14 protein-coding genes are annotated in these 15,280 nt (G+C 67.9%); 4 read left to right on the forward strand and 10 right to left on the reverse strand.

All coding sequences use genetic code 11. The features are described from left to right. Nucleotides 1-215: 215 nt before the first annotated feature. From ACTVZP_RS02940 to ACTVZP_RS02980, 9 genes are all read right to left on the reverse strand, one after another. Nucleotides 216-2,585, reverse strand: a complete 2,370-nt coding sequence (locus ACTVZP_RS02940; RefSeq protein WP_443210588.1) for a GNVR domain-containing protein — start codon at nt 2,583-2,585, stop codon at nt 216-218. Further along, the gene (locus ACTVZP_RS02945; protein WP_443210589.1) at nt 2,582-3,562 is read right to left on the reverse strand and encodes a glycosyltransferase; all 981 of its coding nucleotides are present in this window, start codon (nt 3,560-3,562) and stop codon (nt 2,582-2,584) included. Before ACTVZP_RS02945 ends, ACTVZP_RS02940 begins: the two co-directional genes overlap by 4 nt. After that, nucleotides 3,559-4,551, reverse strand: coding sequence for a glycosyltransferase family 2 protein (locus ACTVZP_RS02950; protein WP_443210590.1), 993 nt, complete (start codon nt 4,549-4,551; stop codon nt 3,559-3,561). The genes ACTVZP_RS02945 and ACTVZP_RS02950 overlap by 4 nt, the downstream gene beginning before the upstream one ends. Further along, nucleotides 4,548-5,717: a glycosyltransferase gene (locus ACTVZP_RS02955; RefSeq protein ID WP_443210591.1), complete on the reverse strand. Its 1,170-nt coding sequence runs from the start codon at nt 5,715-5,717 to the stop codon at nt 4,548-4,550. Before ACTVZP_RS02955 ends, ACTVZP_RS02950 begins: the two co-directional genes overlap by 4 nt. Nucleotides 5,718-5,736: 19 nt before the next feature. Next, nucleotides 5,737-6,675 carry a UTP--glucose-1-phosphate uridylyltransferase gene (locus ACTVZP_RS02960; RefSeq protein WP_443210592.1) on the reverse strand — a complete coding sequence of 313 codons (939 nt, stop codon included), beginning with the start codon at nt 6,673-6,675 and terminating at the stop codon, nt 5,737-5,739. Nucleotides 6,676-7,042: 367 nt separating this feature from the next. Then, entirely contained in the window at nt 7,043-7,861 is an 819-nt protein-coding gene (locus tag ACTVZP_RS02965) for an NAD-dependent epimerase/dehydratase family protein (RefSeq protein ID WP_443210593.1), read from the reverse strand. Then, entirely contained in the window at nt 7,846-8,682 is an 837-nt protein-coding gene (locus tag ACTVZP_RS02970; RefSeq protein WP_443210594.1) for a glycosyltransferase, read from the reverse strand. Before ACTVZP_RS02970 ends, ACTVZP_RS02965 begins: the two co-directional genes overlap by 16 nt. Continuing rightward, nucleotides 8,683-9,897 carry an NAD-dependent epimerase/dehydratase family protein gene (locus tag ACTVZP_RS02975; RefSeq protein ID WP_443210595.1) on the reverse strand — a complete coding sequence of 405 codons (1,215 nt, stop codon included), beginning with the start codon at nt 9,895-9,897 and terminating at the stop codon, nt 8,683-8,685. 145 nt (nt 9,898-10,042) lie between these two features. After that, nucleotides 10,043-10,612, reverse strand: coding sequence for a type 1 glutamine amidotransferase domain-containing protein (locus ACTVZP_RS02980; RefSeq protein WP_443210596.1), 570 nt, complete (start codon nt 10,610-10,612; stop codon nt 10,043-10,045). A gap of 230 nt (nt 10,613-10,842) precedes the next feature. On the opposite strand from ACTVZP_RS02980, the gene ACTVZP_RS02985 reads away from it, so the two are divergent. From ACTVZP_RS02985 to ACTVZP_RS02995, 3 genes are all read left to right on the forward strand, one after another. Continuing rightward, the gene (locus tag ACTVZP_RS02985; RefSeq protein ID WP_443210597.1) at nt 10,843-11,874 is read left to right on the forward strand and encodes an LLM class flavin-dependent oxidoreductase; all 1,032 of its coding nucleotides are present in this window, start codon (nt 10,843-10,845) and stop codon (nt 11,872-11,874) included. Nucleotides 11,875-12,015: 141 nt separating this feature from the next. Continuing rightward, entirely contained in the window at nt 12,016-12,807 is a 792-nt protein-coding gene (locus tag ACTVZP_RS02990) for a Crp/Fnr family transcriptional regulator (RefSeq protein ID WP_443210598.1), read from the forward strand. A 274-nt stretch (nt 12,808-13,081) separates the two neighbouring features. Continuing rightward, nucleotides 13,082-13,720 carry a Crp/Fnr family transcriptional regulator gene (locus ACTVZP_RS02995; RefSeq protein ID WP_443210599.1) on the forward strand — a complete coding sequence of 213 codons (639 nt, stop codon included), beginning with the start codon at nt 13,082-13,084 and terminating at the stop codon, nt 13,718-13,720. A gap of 125 nt (nt 13,721-13,845) precedes the next feature. On the opposite strand, the gene ACTVZP_RS03000 is transcribed toward ACTVZP_RS02995, so the two are convergent. After that, the gene (locus tag ACTVZP_RS03000; RefSeq protein WP_443210600.1) at nt 13,846-14,337 is read right to left on the reverse strand and encodes a DUF3280 domain-containing protein; all 492 of its coding nucleotides are present in this window, start codon (nt 14,335-14,337) and stop codon (nt 13,846-13,848) included. Nucleotides 14,338-14,639: 302 nt separating this feature from the next. Here ACTVZP_RS03000 and gfa point away from each other — a divergent pair, with 302 nt between their 5' ends. After that, the gene (gene gfa, locus ACTVZP_RS03005; protein ID WP_443210601.1) at nt 14,640-15,230 is read left to right on the forward strand and encodes an S-(hydroxymethyl)glutathione synthase; all 591 of its coding nucleotides are present in this window, start codon (nt 14,640-14,642) and stop codon (nt 15,228-15,230) included. The last annotated feature ends 50 nt before the right edge of the window (nt 15,231-15,280 follow it).

Below are 15,280 nucleotides of genomic sequence, written 5' to 3' on the forward strand. Positions count from 1 at the left end.
AGGCAGGAAGTTGCCGAATTTAAAGGGACAGGAGCGCACAGGGAGCCCTCTCAGCAAAGTGATGCCGAGAGGGCGTGTTTTCGTCTCCAACTGCCGCTCACGCGATGCTGCGAGCCTTGCCCTTCGTGCCGGGCGTTCCCGGCCTCCGTGCGGCTGGCCCGGACGCGCCAGAGCCCTGCACGGACGCCTTGTCGGGCGCCCGACGGCAGGCGGCGTCAGCTCGTGCCGCTGCGGCCCGAGAAGTAGTCGCCGTATTCTTCGTAGTAATGCTCGCCGCCGGTCTGGGGCACGTAGTCCCGCAGCGACTCCATGTCGACCTTGTTCAGCACGATGCCGAGCGTCTTCTCCATCAGCGTCGGCTCGTTCATCAGCGTCTCGCGCAGAAGCGCCTTGGGCGTCTTGCCCCATTCGGCCACCATCACGACCTGATCGACCAGCGGCACGACGACACGGGCATCGATCACCGGGCCGAGAGGGGCGAGGTCGAGGATGACGTGGCTGTAGCGCGCGCGCGCGGCGGCGAGGAGTTGCCGCATCCCCTTCGAGCCGAGCATCTCGCTGGAGTGGGTCATCATTCCGGGTGTGATGCAGGGCAGCAGATGCACCCCACTGTCGCCGATCACGCGAAGCGCCTTGGTCCAGTCGGCGCGCCCGAGGGCGGCCTCGACGAGGCCCACCCCCCGCGTCAGCCCAAGCCGGCGGCTGAGGCCGGGGTTGCGGGGGTCGGTGTCGATCAGCAGCACCGAATTGCCCGAAGCCGCCATGACCGCCGCGAGGTTCAGCGCCACCGAGGACTTGCCCTCGGCCGGGCGGATCGAGGTGATCCCCATGACGATCTGCGACTTGCCGGCGAGGCTGACCTCGGAGGAGAAGCGGATGTTCCGAAGCGTCTCGGCGTAATGCGAGCGCGGATGCTGCAGGGCATGGATGGGCTTGCGGACCACGGGCATGCCCGGAACCGGCTCGCTGAGCTTCAAGGGCGCACTGCGGGCCTGCCGGGACAGCTGCGGCGCGCCGTTGGCGGCATCGAAATGGGGCAGGTAGCCAAGGAAGCGCTGGCCGACGTCGAACTGGATGTCCTCGCCGGTCCGGACGAAGCGGTCGCGCCATTCGCGCAGCACGGCGATGCCCGCGCCGGCCATCCCGCCGAGCACCAGCATCAGCGCCAGGACGCGCATCGTGCTCGGCCCCGATGGATTCAACGGAATCTCTGCATGTGAAAGGATGCGGACATTGGAGATCGGGAAGCTCTTTTGCTGGTCGATCTCCTGGAAGCGGGTGAGGAAGGTCTGGTAGAGCGTCTGGAGCGTCTCTGCCCGCTGTTCCAGCGACTTGAGTTGCACCTGCTTGCGCCCGGCTTCGGAGTTCACATCGACCGCGAGGCCGAGGCTTTCCCGCAGCGCCTGCACCTGGGCGCTGGACACGTTGAACTGGCCGCGGGCCTCTTCGTGCAGCCGGCGAACCTCGCCGAAGAGCACGTTGGTCTGCGCCGAGACCTGTTCGCGCAGGCGCACCGCCTGCGGATGCTCGGGCCCGAAGTCGCGCTCGATCCGGTCGAGGCGCGCCGAGAGCGCAGAGAGCTGGTCCTGCATGTCGATCAGGCGCTCATTGCCCTGAAGCGAGAAGCCGGAGCTGCGCTCGGACAGGAAAGCCTCGGGTCCGCGGTTGAGGATGTCCTCGTAGGTGTTCATCAGGGCCTGCGCACGCGCAGTCTCCGTCGTGGAGATGGCGAGGTCGGCGTTCAGCTTCGAGACGTTCTCCTCGGTGATCAGCGCGCCCCGCGTCGAGACGAGCCCGTTCTCCGACCGGAAGATCTCGGCTTCGACCGCGGCCTCGCGCGCCTGCGCCTGAAGCGCCTCGAGCCGCTCGCGCAGCCACTCGGTCGTGCGCTCGGTGGCATCGTAATTGGCGTTCAGCAGGTCCGAGACATAGGCCTCGGCATAGGCATTGGCCACAGCGGCGGCAAGGGATGGATCGTGCGAGGCATAGGAGATCTGGAACACGCTGGACCGGCCGACGCGCATCACGTCGATCTTCTCCGCAAGCGCGGTGGCGATAAGCTGCCGCTTGCGCTCGGCGATCTGCTCGGGTGTCGGCGGCGGGCCGTCCGGTGAGGCCGGCGCAGAGGGCGAGATCAGGCGGATCGGGGCGCGCACGATCTCCTTCGCGCCATCCACGACCGTGGCCAGCAGCGGTTCGGGCTTGTTCAGGAAAGACTCGTTCTCGGTGAGCTTCAGCATGTCCACCACAGCAAGGGCGACCGGCTGCGACCGGATCACCTCCTGCGCGCTCTCGAGCGCGTTTTCGGACGCGGAGGTGTCAATGGCGGAGACTTCCTCGATCGAGCGGCTCACCTTGCCGGCCATCAGCACGGTCGAGCCCGACACGAAGGTCTTCGGGGTGGTGGCCAGATAGACAAGGCCGAGGCAGAGGCCCACGGCACAGGAGATCATCATGACGCGGCGCTGTCGCCGCGCCGCGCTCAGGAGCCGGGAGAGATCGATGGTGTCCGCAGGAGCCACCGTTGCGACAGGCGTATCGATGCGCGGGTCGCTGTCGGCGATGCGGAATCCGAACTGCTTCAAGTTCTGCTCCTCGAAACGAGATAAGTATCTGTGTTTGTATCAAGGTCTGGAGGCAGACGCGTCGTGTCGCCGTAGATCGCGATCGGGCGTGCGCCGAAAAGTGCCGACAGTGTGCCCACGTGCAGCGCGCCCCGCAACAAGGCATTGTTGCGTCTGAGCGGAATGTGAAGTGCTGTGGCAGCCATGCCCGCACAGGCCGCGGCTTTGGCGAGCGCAGCGGCCCCTTGGCGGGCACGGGTGGCGGCCGTCCGCCCTGCAATCAGGCTCGCATGGGTCTGGCCCATCCGGTAGCGCCGCCGCAGGAGCCAGCCGAGCCGCGCCCGGTCGGCGGGGACCATTTCGCGCACCAAAGCGTCGGGCGCGAAGGCGAGGCGTCCGCCGCGGCGGAGCATCGCCTCGAAGAAGGCAGTGTCCTCGCCGCCCGAGCGTCCGCGCACCGGATCGAACCGCAGGCCCTCGAGCGCGGGCGTCGAGAGGTCCATCAGCACGTTGCAGGTGTAGCCCGACTTGATTGACCCGTCGGGCAGGAAGGTGGGGCGCGTGTCGTGGACGGCGCCCTCGCGCATCCAGGCGGGTGCGTCGGCGCCATGCTCCGCCCGCACCGGGCCCAGCACCGCATCCGCCCCGGTTCTCGACAGGGCACCGATCATCTCGGCGATCCACGCGGGCTCGACCATCTCGTCGTCGTCGATGAAGGCAAGCCGGTCGATCTGGCGGACGAGAGCCGCCTCGAGGATCGCGTTCCGCGCCACCGAGATGTTGCGCGCAGGCGCATGCAGATAGCACACCGGCAACGGCAGCCCCTTGGCCGCGGACTCGACCGTGCCACGCGCCGAGGGCGTCTCGTCGTTGTCCGCGACGATCACCGTGCCGTTGAAGCCCTCGGGCCAGCGCAGGGCACCGACCGAGGCGAGCGTCGCCGCGATGCCGGGTCGCCGGAAGGTGCAGATCCCGATCGCGATCCGGGTCTCACTCATGCGGCGGCTTCCTCGGTTTGTCCCGGCTCACCCAGGATGTGGCGAAAGAGGTGCACCCAGAAGCCTGCGGACCAGGCAACATGCATGGCGCCGGCGGCGAAGCCCGAGAGGATGCCGCCCGGCGAGCCGATCTCGCGCGCGATCATCACGCCGCCGATCAGGCAACCCGCGGTCCAGAGCAGCAGGGGAATGGTGAAGGCCCAGTGCAGCGGGAAGAGCAGCGACAGGGCGAGGGCAGGAGTCAGCGCCACCAGAACGGCCTGCCGCAGGCCCGGGCGCGACCGGTGCTTGAGGATGTTGCGGGCGCGTCCCATGCCGAAGGCAAAATACTGCTTCACCAGAGCCCGGATGCTGCGGCGCGGGAAGTAGTTGACGCGCGTGCGGGGCGTGAGCCAGATGCGGAAGCCCTCGCGCCGCAGGCGGAGATCGAGTTCGGCATCCTCGTTGTGGCTGAAGCTCTCGTCGTAGCCGCCGACGCGGCGGAAGGCGTCGATCCGCATCAGTGCGTGGTGGCCGTGATCGACGAAGCGTCCCACCGGCGCCACCCGATGGGCAGAGCCGCCATTGCCCACGCGCGAGTTCTGCGCCGCCGCAATAAGGCTCTGCCAGAACCCCGAGCCCACGGCCTTCATCCCCACGACCACGGATTCCGCGCCGGTCGCCTGCGCCTCGGCCAGCAGAACGTCGCAGTAGTCGTCGGGATAGGCGCTGTGCGCGTCGATCCGGATCAGCATCTCCGCCTCGTCGCCGAACTGCTCGACCGCGAGGTTGACCGCGGCGCTCTGCAGGCGGCGCGGATTGTCGATCAGCACGATCTCGGGCTCTGGACGGGCGGCCACCAGTTCCCTCGTGCCATCGGTCGAGCCGCCGTCCGCGACGACGATCCGCGCGGGATGCCGCCGCACGAAGGGCATGAGCCCGTCGAGCACGCAGTCGATGTGCAGCGCCTCGTTGAGCGTGGGGATGACGATGAGCACACGCGACGTCATGTCGTGAACCAGCCTTTCCGACGCATCGCCGCCTGACGCCGCCGGCCGCGGGCTGCCGCGACCTGGGCCATCAGGCCGGTGATATCCTGACATTCCTCCGGCCCGGTCGTCCAGACCGCGGCCGGAATTTCCGAAACCCTTTTTCGCAGCGCTTCGACCCGTTCCGGGGTGAGCGTCGCGAGCAGGCGCGAGACCTCGTCCGACTGCGGCATGGGCACCGTCAGGCCGATGCCGCAGTCGCCAAGGAAGTTGGCCACTTCCGTGCCGGCCAGCCCGACCGGCACCGCGTGGTGGCGGCAGCCCTCGTAGAGCCTGTTCGGCAGCAGCCAGTCCGAATTCTTCCCGGCGTCGAAACGGTCGACGAGCCAGGAAAGGTGGACCTGTCCGTAAATGTCGGCGAGGTCCTCCGGGTTCCGGTAGGCGCCGCCGAACTCGAGGTCCGGATTGGCGGCCACCGTCTCGTGAAACCGCGGCATCTGGTCGAGGGCAGGCTTGCCGCGCAGCAGGACCCTGAAGCGTCCGGGTGACGCGCGTGTCACACGGTCGAGACAGTCGAGCGACCATGAGCAGCGAAGGATGCCGAACCATCCGATGGTAATCGGCCCCTCGACCGGCCGCCGCGGTGGGACGGCCGGAACGGCGGCGCCGGCGTAGAAGCACTTGTTCTCGACCAGCCGGATCGGAGCGCGGGTCTGCCGGTAGGGCTGGAAATACTCGTTGATGAAGCCCGGCGACGAGGTGAGCACAAGCCCCACGCGGCGCAGGAGCCGCCGCTCGAGCGCGCGCATCGCCTTGGGGCGCGGGCCATCGCCCAGCATCATGCGGTGGATGTCGAGCACCTCGTAGACCACCAGCGCCTCGGGCCAGAGCGCCTTTGCCCGCGCCGCAAGGGCCAGCATCTCGAGGTTGCGGGCCAGGATCACGTCGGGCGGAGCGATTCCGCCGAGGCTGCGGGACAACGAGGTGACGGCCTTGAGGACCGAGACGGCCCGCTGCGCCATGCGTGCATCGGCGGTGCGCCCGAGAAGCGTCGCCTCCTCGGGCAGCGGGCCTTCGCGACGCCGGAAACCGGCGAGCTCGATCGTCGCCCCGCCGGCGCGCAGCATGGCGACGCGCCGCCAGATGGCGCTGTCGTCCAGATCATGGGCGAGATAGAGGATGCGCAATCTGCAGACTTTCCGGAGTTCAGCTGGCGGCGGCGATGCTGCGCAGCGGCGAGACATTGGGGGCGCCGATGCCATGCTGCGCGGTGATCGCTTGCAGGAAGGCGGAGAATTCGTCGCGCAGGTCCGCGCGTTGCAGCGCCAGGGCGACCGTCGCCTGCAGGAAGCCGGCCTTCGAGCCGCAGTCGAAGCGCTCGCCGCTGAAGCGCAGGCCATGAACCGAACCGGGATGGGTGGCGAGTTCGTGGGCGATCGCGTCGGTGAGCTGGATCTCGCCCCCCGCTCCGACCGTGCGCCGGTCGAGGTGGCGCATCACGCGCGGCCCGAGGATGTAGCGGCCGATGACGGCGAAGTTCGACGGCGCCGTGCCGGCCTTCGGCTTCTCGACGATGCCCCGCGGGCGGATCAGGGCGCCCTGACGCTCCTCGACATCGAGGATCCCGTAGGAGGAGGCCTTCTCCGGCGCCACCTCCATCGTGGCGATGATGCTTCCGCCGACCTCGGCATGGGCCTCCATCATCTGGGCGAGGCAGGGCCGGTCGGCCACGACCATGTCATCGGGCAGGATCACGGCGAAGGGGCGGTCGCCCACGAGCCGCCGTGCGCACCAGACCGCGTGACCGAGGCCGAGCGCCTCGTGCTGGCGGACATAGGCCACATGGCCGCTGTCGATGTTGGTCGCTTCGAGCGTGGCGAGGAGGTCCGTCTTGCCGGCGGCGCGCAGGGCGCGCTCCAGCGGCTGGTTGACGTCGAAAAAGTCCTCCAGCGCACCTTTGCCGCGCGAGGTCACGAAGATGAAATCCTCGATCCCCGCCTCGCGAGCCTCTTCGACCGCATACTGGATCAGCGGCTTGTCGACGAGGGTGAGGATCTCCTTCGGAATGGATTTCGTCGCGGGCAGGAACCGCGTTCCCATTCCTGCGATGGGGAAGATGGCAGTTGCGACCTTCTTCGAAGACATGCGCGACCTCTTGGCAATCGATCTGCTGAATATGTGGGCCCTGAGTGACCCGCTCAATGTTTCACATAATGCTGCACCCGCAAAGGGCGCTGGGGGGCTTGTGCCTGGCAACAGGCAAAATCAGGCTATCGGCATCGGTTCTATGCGCCGGAGAATGCCTGTTGCCTCGCGATTGGCCAAGGCTGAATCGGCGGTTTACCGACCATCGGAGCATCAATTTCGCGAAGACCAGTCCTGTTTCGGCCTCGGCGCGCAGTTTTGCAACTCCCGGTCGCGTCCGATCGACCGAAACTTGCGCGTGATTCGGCGGCAGGGTGCTGCGGGCCGTGCAAGCGTGTCGTCGAGATGGTGGGCGGAAAGCCGCTGCTCAAATCATGAGCGGAATCGACCGGCGAAGAAGGTCGTGGCCACCGGGACGCCAGCCCAGCGCGGGAAGGCGGCGGCAATCGAGCAAACTCAGCCGGGTGGCGTCGGCCCGGAGAGGCAGCGGGCGCTCGACGCCCGTGACCCGAGCCACCTCGGCCAGGAGGTCGTGATGGTCGAGGACGATGTCGGACAGGTGGAAGGCGCCCGATGCCTCGCTGTCGAGAAGCAGCATTGCTGCGGCTGCGAGATCGGCACCATGGACTTCGGTCGCCACGCGCGGTTCCACCTGTCGGCCGGCAAGGAAGTCGGCGAACAGCCTGCGCCACTTGTGATCGGGTCCGGGACCGTAGACGCCGGTCGCGCGGAGGCTGGCCCCGCCGCCGCCGCCGAACAGCGCCTCCTCGGCCTCGGCCTTGACCTCTCCGTAGAGGCTTGCGGGGCAGGGCGGCATGCCCTCGGTCAGGAGGGTGCCGGGCGGGTAGCCGTCGAAGACCGCGCGCGAAGACAGGAAGAGGATGCGGCGGCCGCGCATCGCCTCGAAGAGCCGGAGCGTGCCCTCGAGGTTCGCGCGGCGGAAGCCCTCGGGATCCGTGCCTTCGCCGCCGCGGTAGCGGCCCGGCACGTGCTGGAAGGCGCAGTGGATCAGCGCGTCGACATCCTCCAGCGGCGGCGGTGGCAAGAGGAGGTCGTAGGGCCTGTGTTCGCCCGGTGCTTCGGCGGGCTGGCGCGAGAGAAGCACCAGATCGTGGCCGGCCTCCCGCGCGGCTTCGGCAATGAAGCGGCCGACGAGGCCGCCTGCGCCTGTCAGCGCGACGCGCATGGCGCCGGCAGGTCCGCGAGCAGGGGCACCGGTCCATCCCCGGCATAGGCGCGCCACAGTTCGATCAGCGGGCGCAGCCGGTCAGCCTTGTCATGGTCCTGCCACGGCTTCTCGTACTGGAAATGCAGGATGCGGATCTGGTCCCAGTTCCAGAGTTCCGGCAAGGCGAACCAGACATACTGGAGCATGTTGCAGAACACGGGCAGTCCCTGCCACTCGGGGAAGAACTCCTGCAGGAAGCTCTGATCGGTGCGCCGCCAGAAGGCGCCGGGCACGTCGAGCCGCGCGAGCATCCGGCGGAATGTCTCGTCGGACGGCCGGGCGGTGAACACGCCCGAGTTCATCCGGTGGAAGTCGGAAAGGCTCTCGTAGACGTTGGGGGCGGCGCAGAACTCGGGGTAGTCGAACAGCCGGTCAACGTTGCGCAGCACGAGTGCATCCGCATCGATGAAGACCACGGACTCGTACTCCACGAGTTGCCAGAGACGAAGCTTGGCGAAGTTGTCGAGCGGCGTGTGGAAGGGCGGCTTGCCGCCCTTCGTGAAGGCCGCCCGCGCGTGCAGCGCATCGCGGGCGTGCGCGGCGTTGAACTCCGCCGAGGTCGGCAGCAGATCCACCCGCACGAGGCGGGCCCCCAGCGACCTGAGAGGCGCCAGCGCCTCATCAGGCACGTCGGTGTGCATCACCACGCTGTCCGCGGTCGTTCCGCTGAGGGCGAGCGACCGCAAAAGCGCCCGCGCCCCCAGCGCATAGTCCGCATTGGTGACCAGCGTGACATAGGCCCGCGTCGAGCCGGCCGGACCTTCGGCTTCCAGTTCCAATCAGGACACCGAGCGCAGCCGCCGCCCCTCGGGGTCATGCTCGACCCGTTGCGCGATGTCCTTGGTCCAGGCCGAGACGCAGGGCACGCGGCTGCGGTCGATCCGGTGGGCGAACTTCTTGGCCACGTCCACCACCTCGGCCAGAAGGCCCTCGGCCAGCGTGATCGGCTGCAGCCCGAGCGCGAGGAACTGGTCGTTCTTCACCAGCAGCTCGTTCTCGTCGGCTTCCTTGCGCGGGTTGGGCAGGTAGGAGACCTTCGCGCCGGTCATCCGGGCCACCATCTCGGCCAGGTCGCGCACGCGGTGGGTCTCGGTCATCTGGTTGAAGATCTTCACCCGGTCTCCGGCCCTGGGCGCGTCCGACAGCGCCAGCTCGACACAGCGCACCGAATCCTGGATGTGGATGAAGGCGCGCGTCTGCCCGCCCGTGCCGTGGACGGTCAGCGGATATCCGATGGCCGCCTGGATCAGGAAGCGGTTCAGCACGGTTCCATAATCGCCGTCGTAGTCGAAGCGGTTGATGAGCTGCGGGTGACGGCGCGTCTGGCTCGTGTGCGTGCCCCAGACGATGCCCTGGTGCAGGTCGGTGATGCGGAGCCCGTCGTTCTGCGCGTAATACTGGAAGAGGATCTGATCGAGGCTCTTGGTCATGTGGTAGACCGAACCCGGACGCGTCGGGTAGAGGATCTCGAGATCCTTCGGGCCCGCGGGCGTCTCTACCGTCACGTCGAGATAGCCCTCGGGGATCGGCGCGCCGACGGTCGAGTAGCCGTAGACGCCCATCGTGCCCAGATGGACCAGATGCGCATCGATGCCCGTCTCGACCATGGCCGCCAGCAGGTTGTGCGTCGCATTGACGTTGTTGTTGACGGTGTAGACCTTGTGGCGGTCCGACTTCATCGAATAGGGCGCGGCGCGCTGCTCGGCGAAATGGATGATCGCCTCGGGCCGGTACTCTTCCAGCCACGCGCGGATCCGGTCGTACTCCCGCAGGTCGAGCAGGTGGAAGTGCAGCCGGTGCCCAGTCTCCTGATGCCAGATCCGGCAGCGCTCCTGGATCGAGTCCATCGGCGTCAGGGACTGCACGCCAAGCTCGGTGTCGATCCATCGCCGCGAGAGGTTGTCGACGATGTGGATCTCGTGTCCGAGGTCCGAGAGATGAAGTGCCGTCGGCCAGCCGACGAAGCCGTCCCCACCCAGAACCGCAATGCGCATGAAGCCTCCTTCGTGAACCGCGTGTGCCGCCTGCGGGCGGCACACGTCCTCGTGACCATTCTGGTGCCTATCGGCTCCAAGTCCACAGGTCTAATGAAGTTTTCACGACGCTCGGCAAGCTGATGCCGATGGGCGCGGCGGCCGCTCAGGCGCTCCGCCGCTGTCCTTCGTGCACGCCTTCGGCAAATTCCTCGATGATCTTTGCGCAGAAGGCATCGAGATCGTCGGGCTTGCGGCTGGTCACCAGACCCTGATCGACCACGACCTCCTGATCCACCCAGGTGCCGCCCGCATTGCGGATGTCGGTCGCGAGCGAGGGATAGGAGGTGAGCTTGCGCCCGTCGACCACGTCGGCCTCGACCAGCGCCCAGGGGCCGTGGCAGATCGCGGCGACCGGCTTGCCGTGCCGGAAGAAGCCGCGCACGAACTCCATCGCCTCGTCGCTGGCGCGGAGGCGGTCGGCGCCGACCGTTCCGCCGGGGATGACCAGTCCGTCGAACTCCGCAGCGGAGACCTCGGCGAAGGTGCGGTCCACCTGGTGCTGGCCGGCCGGGTCGAGGTCGCCGTTCACGGTCCGGGCCTCGCCAGCCTCGAGGCCCACCGCGACGACGGTCGCGCCGGCCTCTTTCAGCGCCTCGCGGGGGCGGACGAACTCCACATCCTCGGTGCCGCGCGGGGCGATCAGGATGGCGATGGTCTTGCCGTCGAGTTGCATGTGTCTCTCCTTCTGGATTTCTCGGCCGGCGCTCCGGAGGGTCCCCGCCCGGCGCCGGCCATGGACGGCCGCGCAACCCGCTCGGGCGCCGCTCTGTTCCCGCCGCTCCCGGAACCGTGCGGAGCCGCGCCGGCTTCTGTGCAGGCCGGCAGGGCGCCTGTGCTTCCGCGCCGGGGAAATCCGCGGCCGCGCGTGCTACATCAGGAGGGACCGGCAATGGACAGATGCACATGACCCTCGAATTCGGCCTCGACACTTTCGGCGATGTCACCTGGAACACGGAGAGGCAGCTTCTCCCGCAGAGGGAAGTCCTGCGGAATGTCGTGGAAGAGGCGGTGCTCGCCGACGCGGTGGGCGTGGATGCCATCGGCCTTGGCGAGCATCACCGCGACGACTTCGCCATCTCGGCCCCCGAGATCCTCCTCGCCGCCATCGGCGCCCGCACCGGCCGCATACGCCTCGGGACTGCGGTGACCGTGCTCGGCTCGGATGACCCGGTGCGGCTCTTCGAGCGGTTCTCGACCCTCGACGCGATCACCGGGGGACGGGCGGAGGTCACACTCGGGCGCGGCTCCTTCACCGAGAGCTTCCCGCTCTTCGGCTTCGATCTGGCAGACTACCACACGCTCTTCGAGGAGAAGCTCGACCTCTTCTCGCGCCTGATCCGCGAGGAGGAAGTAACCTGGGCGGGCTCCACGCGCAGCCCGCTCGAACGCCAGAGGGTCTGGCCGCCGCTGGGCGGGTCCGGTGTGCGGACGTGGATCGGCGTCGGCGGCAGCCCCGAGTCCGTGGTGCGGGCCGTCAGGTTCCGGATGCCGATGATCCTCGCCATCATCGGCGGCCCGGTGCGGCGCTTCCTGCCCTTCGTCGACCTTTACCGCCGCGCGTCCGAACAGGCGGGGCTCGACCCCATGCCGCTCGGCGTCCACTCGCCGGGGCATGTCGCCGAGACCGACGAGCAGGCGCGCGAGGAAGCCTTCCCCGCCTATAAGGCGCTCCATGACCGCCTCGGGGCCGAGCGCGGATGGCCGAGCCTCAGCCGCGAGGATTTCCTGCGCGAGGTCGAGCACGGGTCGATGTATGTCGGCTCGCCCGAGACGGTGGCGCGGCGCATAGCCGGGACCTGCTCGACGCTCGGGCTTTCGCGCTTCCAGCTGAAGTATTCGATGGGGCCGCTGCCGCATGACAGGCTGATGCGCTCGATCGAGCTCTACGGAAGCCGCGTGATCCCCCTCGTGCGCGAGATCCGCGAGGCCGCATGAAGCGCCACGGCGCTGCCGATTGCCACAGTCGCAGGCCCGCCGGTGGCCGGAGTGACGCGGATCTGCTATCCTCGGTTGCTCTTGAGGCCATTGGCGTTAAGACTTGGACCGTCAACGGGTTTCGGTATCGGAGCGGTAGCGATGGAGCGTCCTCTGGCGCGCAACGAGGTCACGCGGCTTGGCGCTGATGCCAAGTTCCATCATGCCGGACTCCGTCGTGGGCTGACGCCGTCCACGATGCGCAAGCTGGACGCCATCTCGCGCCTTCGGGTCTTCCCTCGCGATGCGGTGGTGGTGCCGCAGGGCGGCGCACTCGAATATGTGGGCAATGTGGTGCGTGGCGTGCTGCGGATGGAGCGTCTTCTTTCGGACGGCCGGTCGCAGATCGTGGGGTTGCTCGTCCCGACGGACATGTTCGGCCGCGTCTTCTCCGAGAGGTCGGACTACTCGATCGAGGCCGCGACGGAGGTGACGCTCTGCTGTTTCGAGCGTCACGCCTTCGAGAATCTTGTGCGCAGCTGTCCTGATCTCGAGCATGCGGTGCTGCTGGCCGTTCTGGACGAGCTGGACGCGGCGCGGGAGTGGATCACCTTGCGTGCTGGCGCGACGGTGGCGGCGCGGCTGGCCACCTACCTTCTGATGCTGTGCCGCCGCTGGCCGCATCAGACCAGCGAACTCACGCACGACGCGGAACGAATCGTCGTGAACGTCCCGATCGCGCGCAACGATCTTGCCCACTACCTGGGCACCACGGTTGAATCGATCTCGCGCACCGTGCAGGCCTTCTCGCGGGACGGCCTGATCTCGATTCTCACCCCGTTGCGGTTCGAGATCATCGACCTTCCGGCGCTTATCACCCTGTCGGACAATGAGGAATTCGACGCCGGGGCCCTCTTGGCGGGATTGCGCGCAGAAGGCGGCACCCCGGCCTGAGCCAAAGGGCGAATTGACGCAGGTCAAAGTGCGCAAATTCCGCATCGCCTACTCAGGTTCCCGTGTCCCGCCTCGGGCGGAGATTTTCACCAGTTAGCGGTTGCCGACATGCAAACACTCGCTCCAAGGGCGAGACTTCGGGAGGACTGAGGACATGCCGTGCCGATCGACCTCGCATTGCCAGACCTGCTGCCAGCGAAACAACGCCCTTTGCGCAGCGATTGGCGCGCGGGCCGCGTCGGTCTGGCCGCTGAACCCTGAAACCGAAACCCTCATGCCCGGCGCGGCACCGACGGACGTCAGCCTCAAGGGCGGCCGGTTCGGCATCCTGCGGTCCGGGCTGCTGCTGCGTTGCTCTGCCGAGATGGGTATGGATGTCGTGTCGATCGGCGAGCCGCTGGGCGAGGCGTTCCGCGGCAACCGCGAGATGCGGGTGACGGCGGTCGTCCCGTCCGAGGTCTGCTGGTATGACGTGCACGAGGTCGAGGCGGCGGCTCTGCGCGACGCCCGCCTCTACGGCGCGCTGGCCGCGGTGGCCGCGCAGGCGGCGGCGCAGCGCCGGACCTTCACGCGCATCCGCTCGACGCTCGCTCCGGCCGAGCGGCTGGCCGCCTTCCTTTCGATCTGCGCGCATCGGCTGGCGGAACGTGACCGGATGGGCAATCTGCGGATGACGCTGCAGTGCCGCCCCGAGGACATCGCGACGCTGCTCGCGCTGAGCGCGGCGCAACTCGACGAGGCGCGGGACGATCTGGTGCAGCGCGAGCTTCTGGCCCTCCACGAGGAGGGTGTGCTGGAACTGCCGCGGCTGGCGCTGCTCGAGGACCTCTCGACGCTCGATCTGCCGTTGCTTGCGACGATCGACCGGATGATGCCGGCGCCTCTGGAAATCGCACAGGCTCAGCGGGCCTGATCGCCGTTGTCGCGGGTCCCTGCCGGCCCGCGACCCGCGCGTTGCCGGCTTTGGCGGTCATGCAATTCGCGCTTCGCGAATGACCGCCGCGGTTCGGGCCGTGGGTTGGACGAGATGATCCCGTTTCAGCGGAAGACGTTGCGCTCCAGGATGTAGCGCATGCCGCGTTGCCAGCTCTCGTCGGTGTTTCCGCGGATGTCCACCGCCTGGCCCCGGATCTGACGCCCGCTCGCGACATCCTTGACGTAGAGGTTGATCGCCAGGATCAGGTTCGAGGTCTTCTGAACCTCGCTCACGACGGCATAGTCCGCGCCGAGCTTCCCGGCGATCCTGACATCGCAGCCGTTGCACTGTGCCGGGTTCCGGATGTGCCTGAGGTCGTCCGCGACCGGGGCGAGGTCGAGGATCTCCAGCCCGTGCTCGCGCATCGCCTCGGCTGCCTGACGCTCGACCATCTCGATCCGCGCGATTTCGTCGGGACGGACGCCGTTCAGGTCGCCTTCGGTGGACATGTCGAGGAAGGTGACGCCGAAGAAGGCGACGCTGCGACCCTGCCACGGCTCGTCGGCACAGGCCGGACCGGCGGAAACAAGGAGGGCCAGGAGAAGCTGCTTCATGCCCTCATGATGCAGCGGCACGGCCTCCGGACAAGCCGGACGAAGGGTGGATGGGCGGCGCCCTGCGCGGCTGCGACACCGGTCGCAGGGCGACGCCGCCGGGAAGGGCCGCGACGCCCCGCCCGCCGGTCATCCGGCCGGCCGGACGCAGATGATCGAGACGTCAGGCGCGTCCGTCCGGATGCGGTCCATGCGCGGAGAGGTGCGCCGTGATCTCCGCCGAATGGCTGACTCGCTGGACTCGGATCTCCCTGAGACAATCGCCGTGCATGTCAGGGATGCTGCATGTCAGGGAGGATGCGATGAGTGACATGACTCACAGTGACGTTGGGATCCATCCGTCGGTCGATGGCGGGATCACGCCAGCCAGCAACGATTTCCAGGGCGGGACCTTGAGGTGCAAGTGCACCGACCGGCCCGTGGAGGTGCGGATCAACGCGCAGTCGGCGCATAACCACGTCTGCGGTTGCACGAAATGCTGGAAGCCCGACGGGGCGACCTTCAGCATGGTGGCGGTCGTTCCCCGGGATGCGGTGGAAGTGGTCGCGAACGGTGACAAGCTGAAGGTCGTCGACCCCAGCATGGCGATCCAACGCTACGCCTGCACCGGCTGCGGCACGCATATGTATGGCCGGATCGAGAACAAGGACCATCCGTTCTATGGCCTCGATTTCATCCACACCGAACTGTCGTCCGAGGATGGCTGGGCGGCGCCGGGATTTGCAGCCTTCGTCTCCTCGGTGATCGAGAGTGGCGTCTCGCCGGACCGAATGGACGGCATCCGGGCGCGCCTCCGCGAACTGGGACTCGAGCCCTATGACGCGCTGTCGCCTCCCCTGATGGATGCGATCGCGACGCATATCGCGAAACGCTCCGGGAAGCTTGCCGCCTGACATAGCTGAGGCCGGAACCAAGGCGCCCTCCGGTCCCGGGCCGGAGGGCC

Origin of the sequence: Rhodobacter sp. NSM (assembly GCF_052244495.1) — a bacterium.
GTDB lineage: Bacteria > Pseudomonadota > Alphaproteobacteria > Rhodobacterales > Rhodobacteraceae > Cereibacter_A.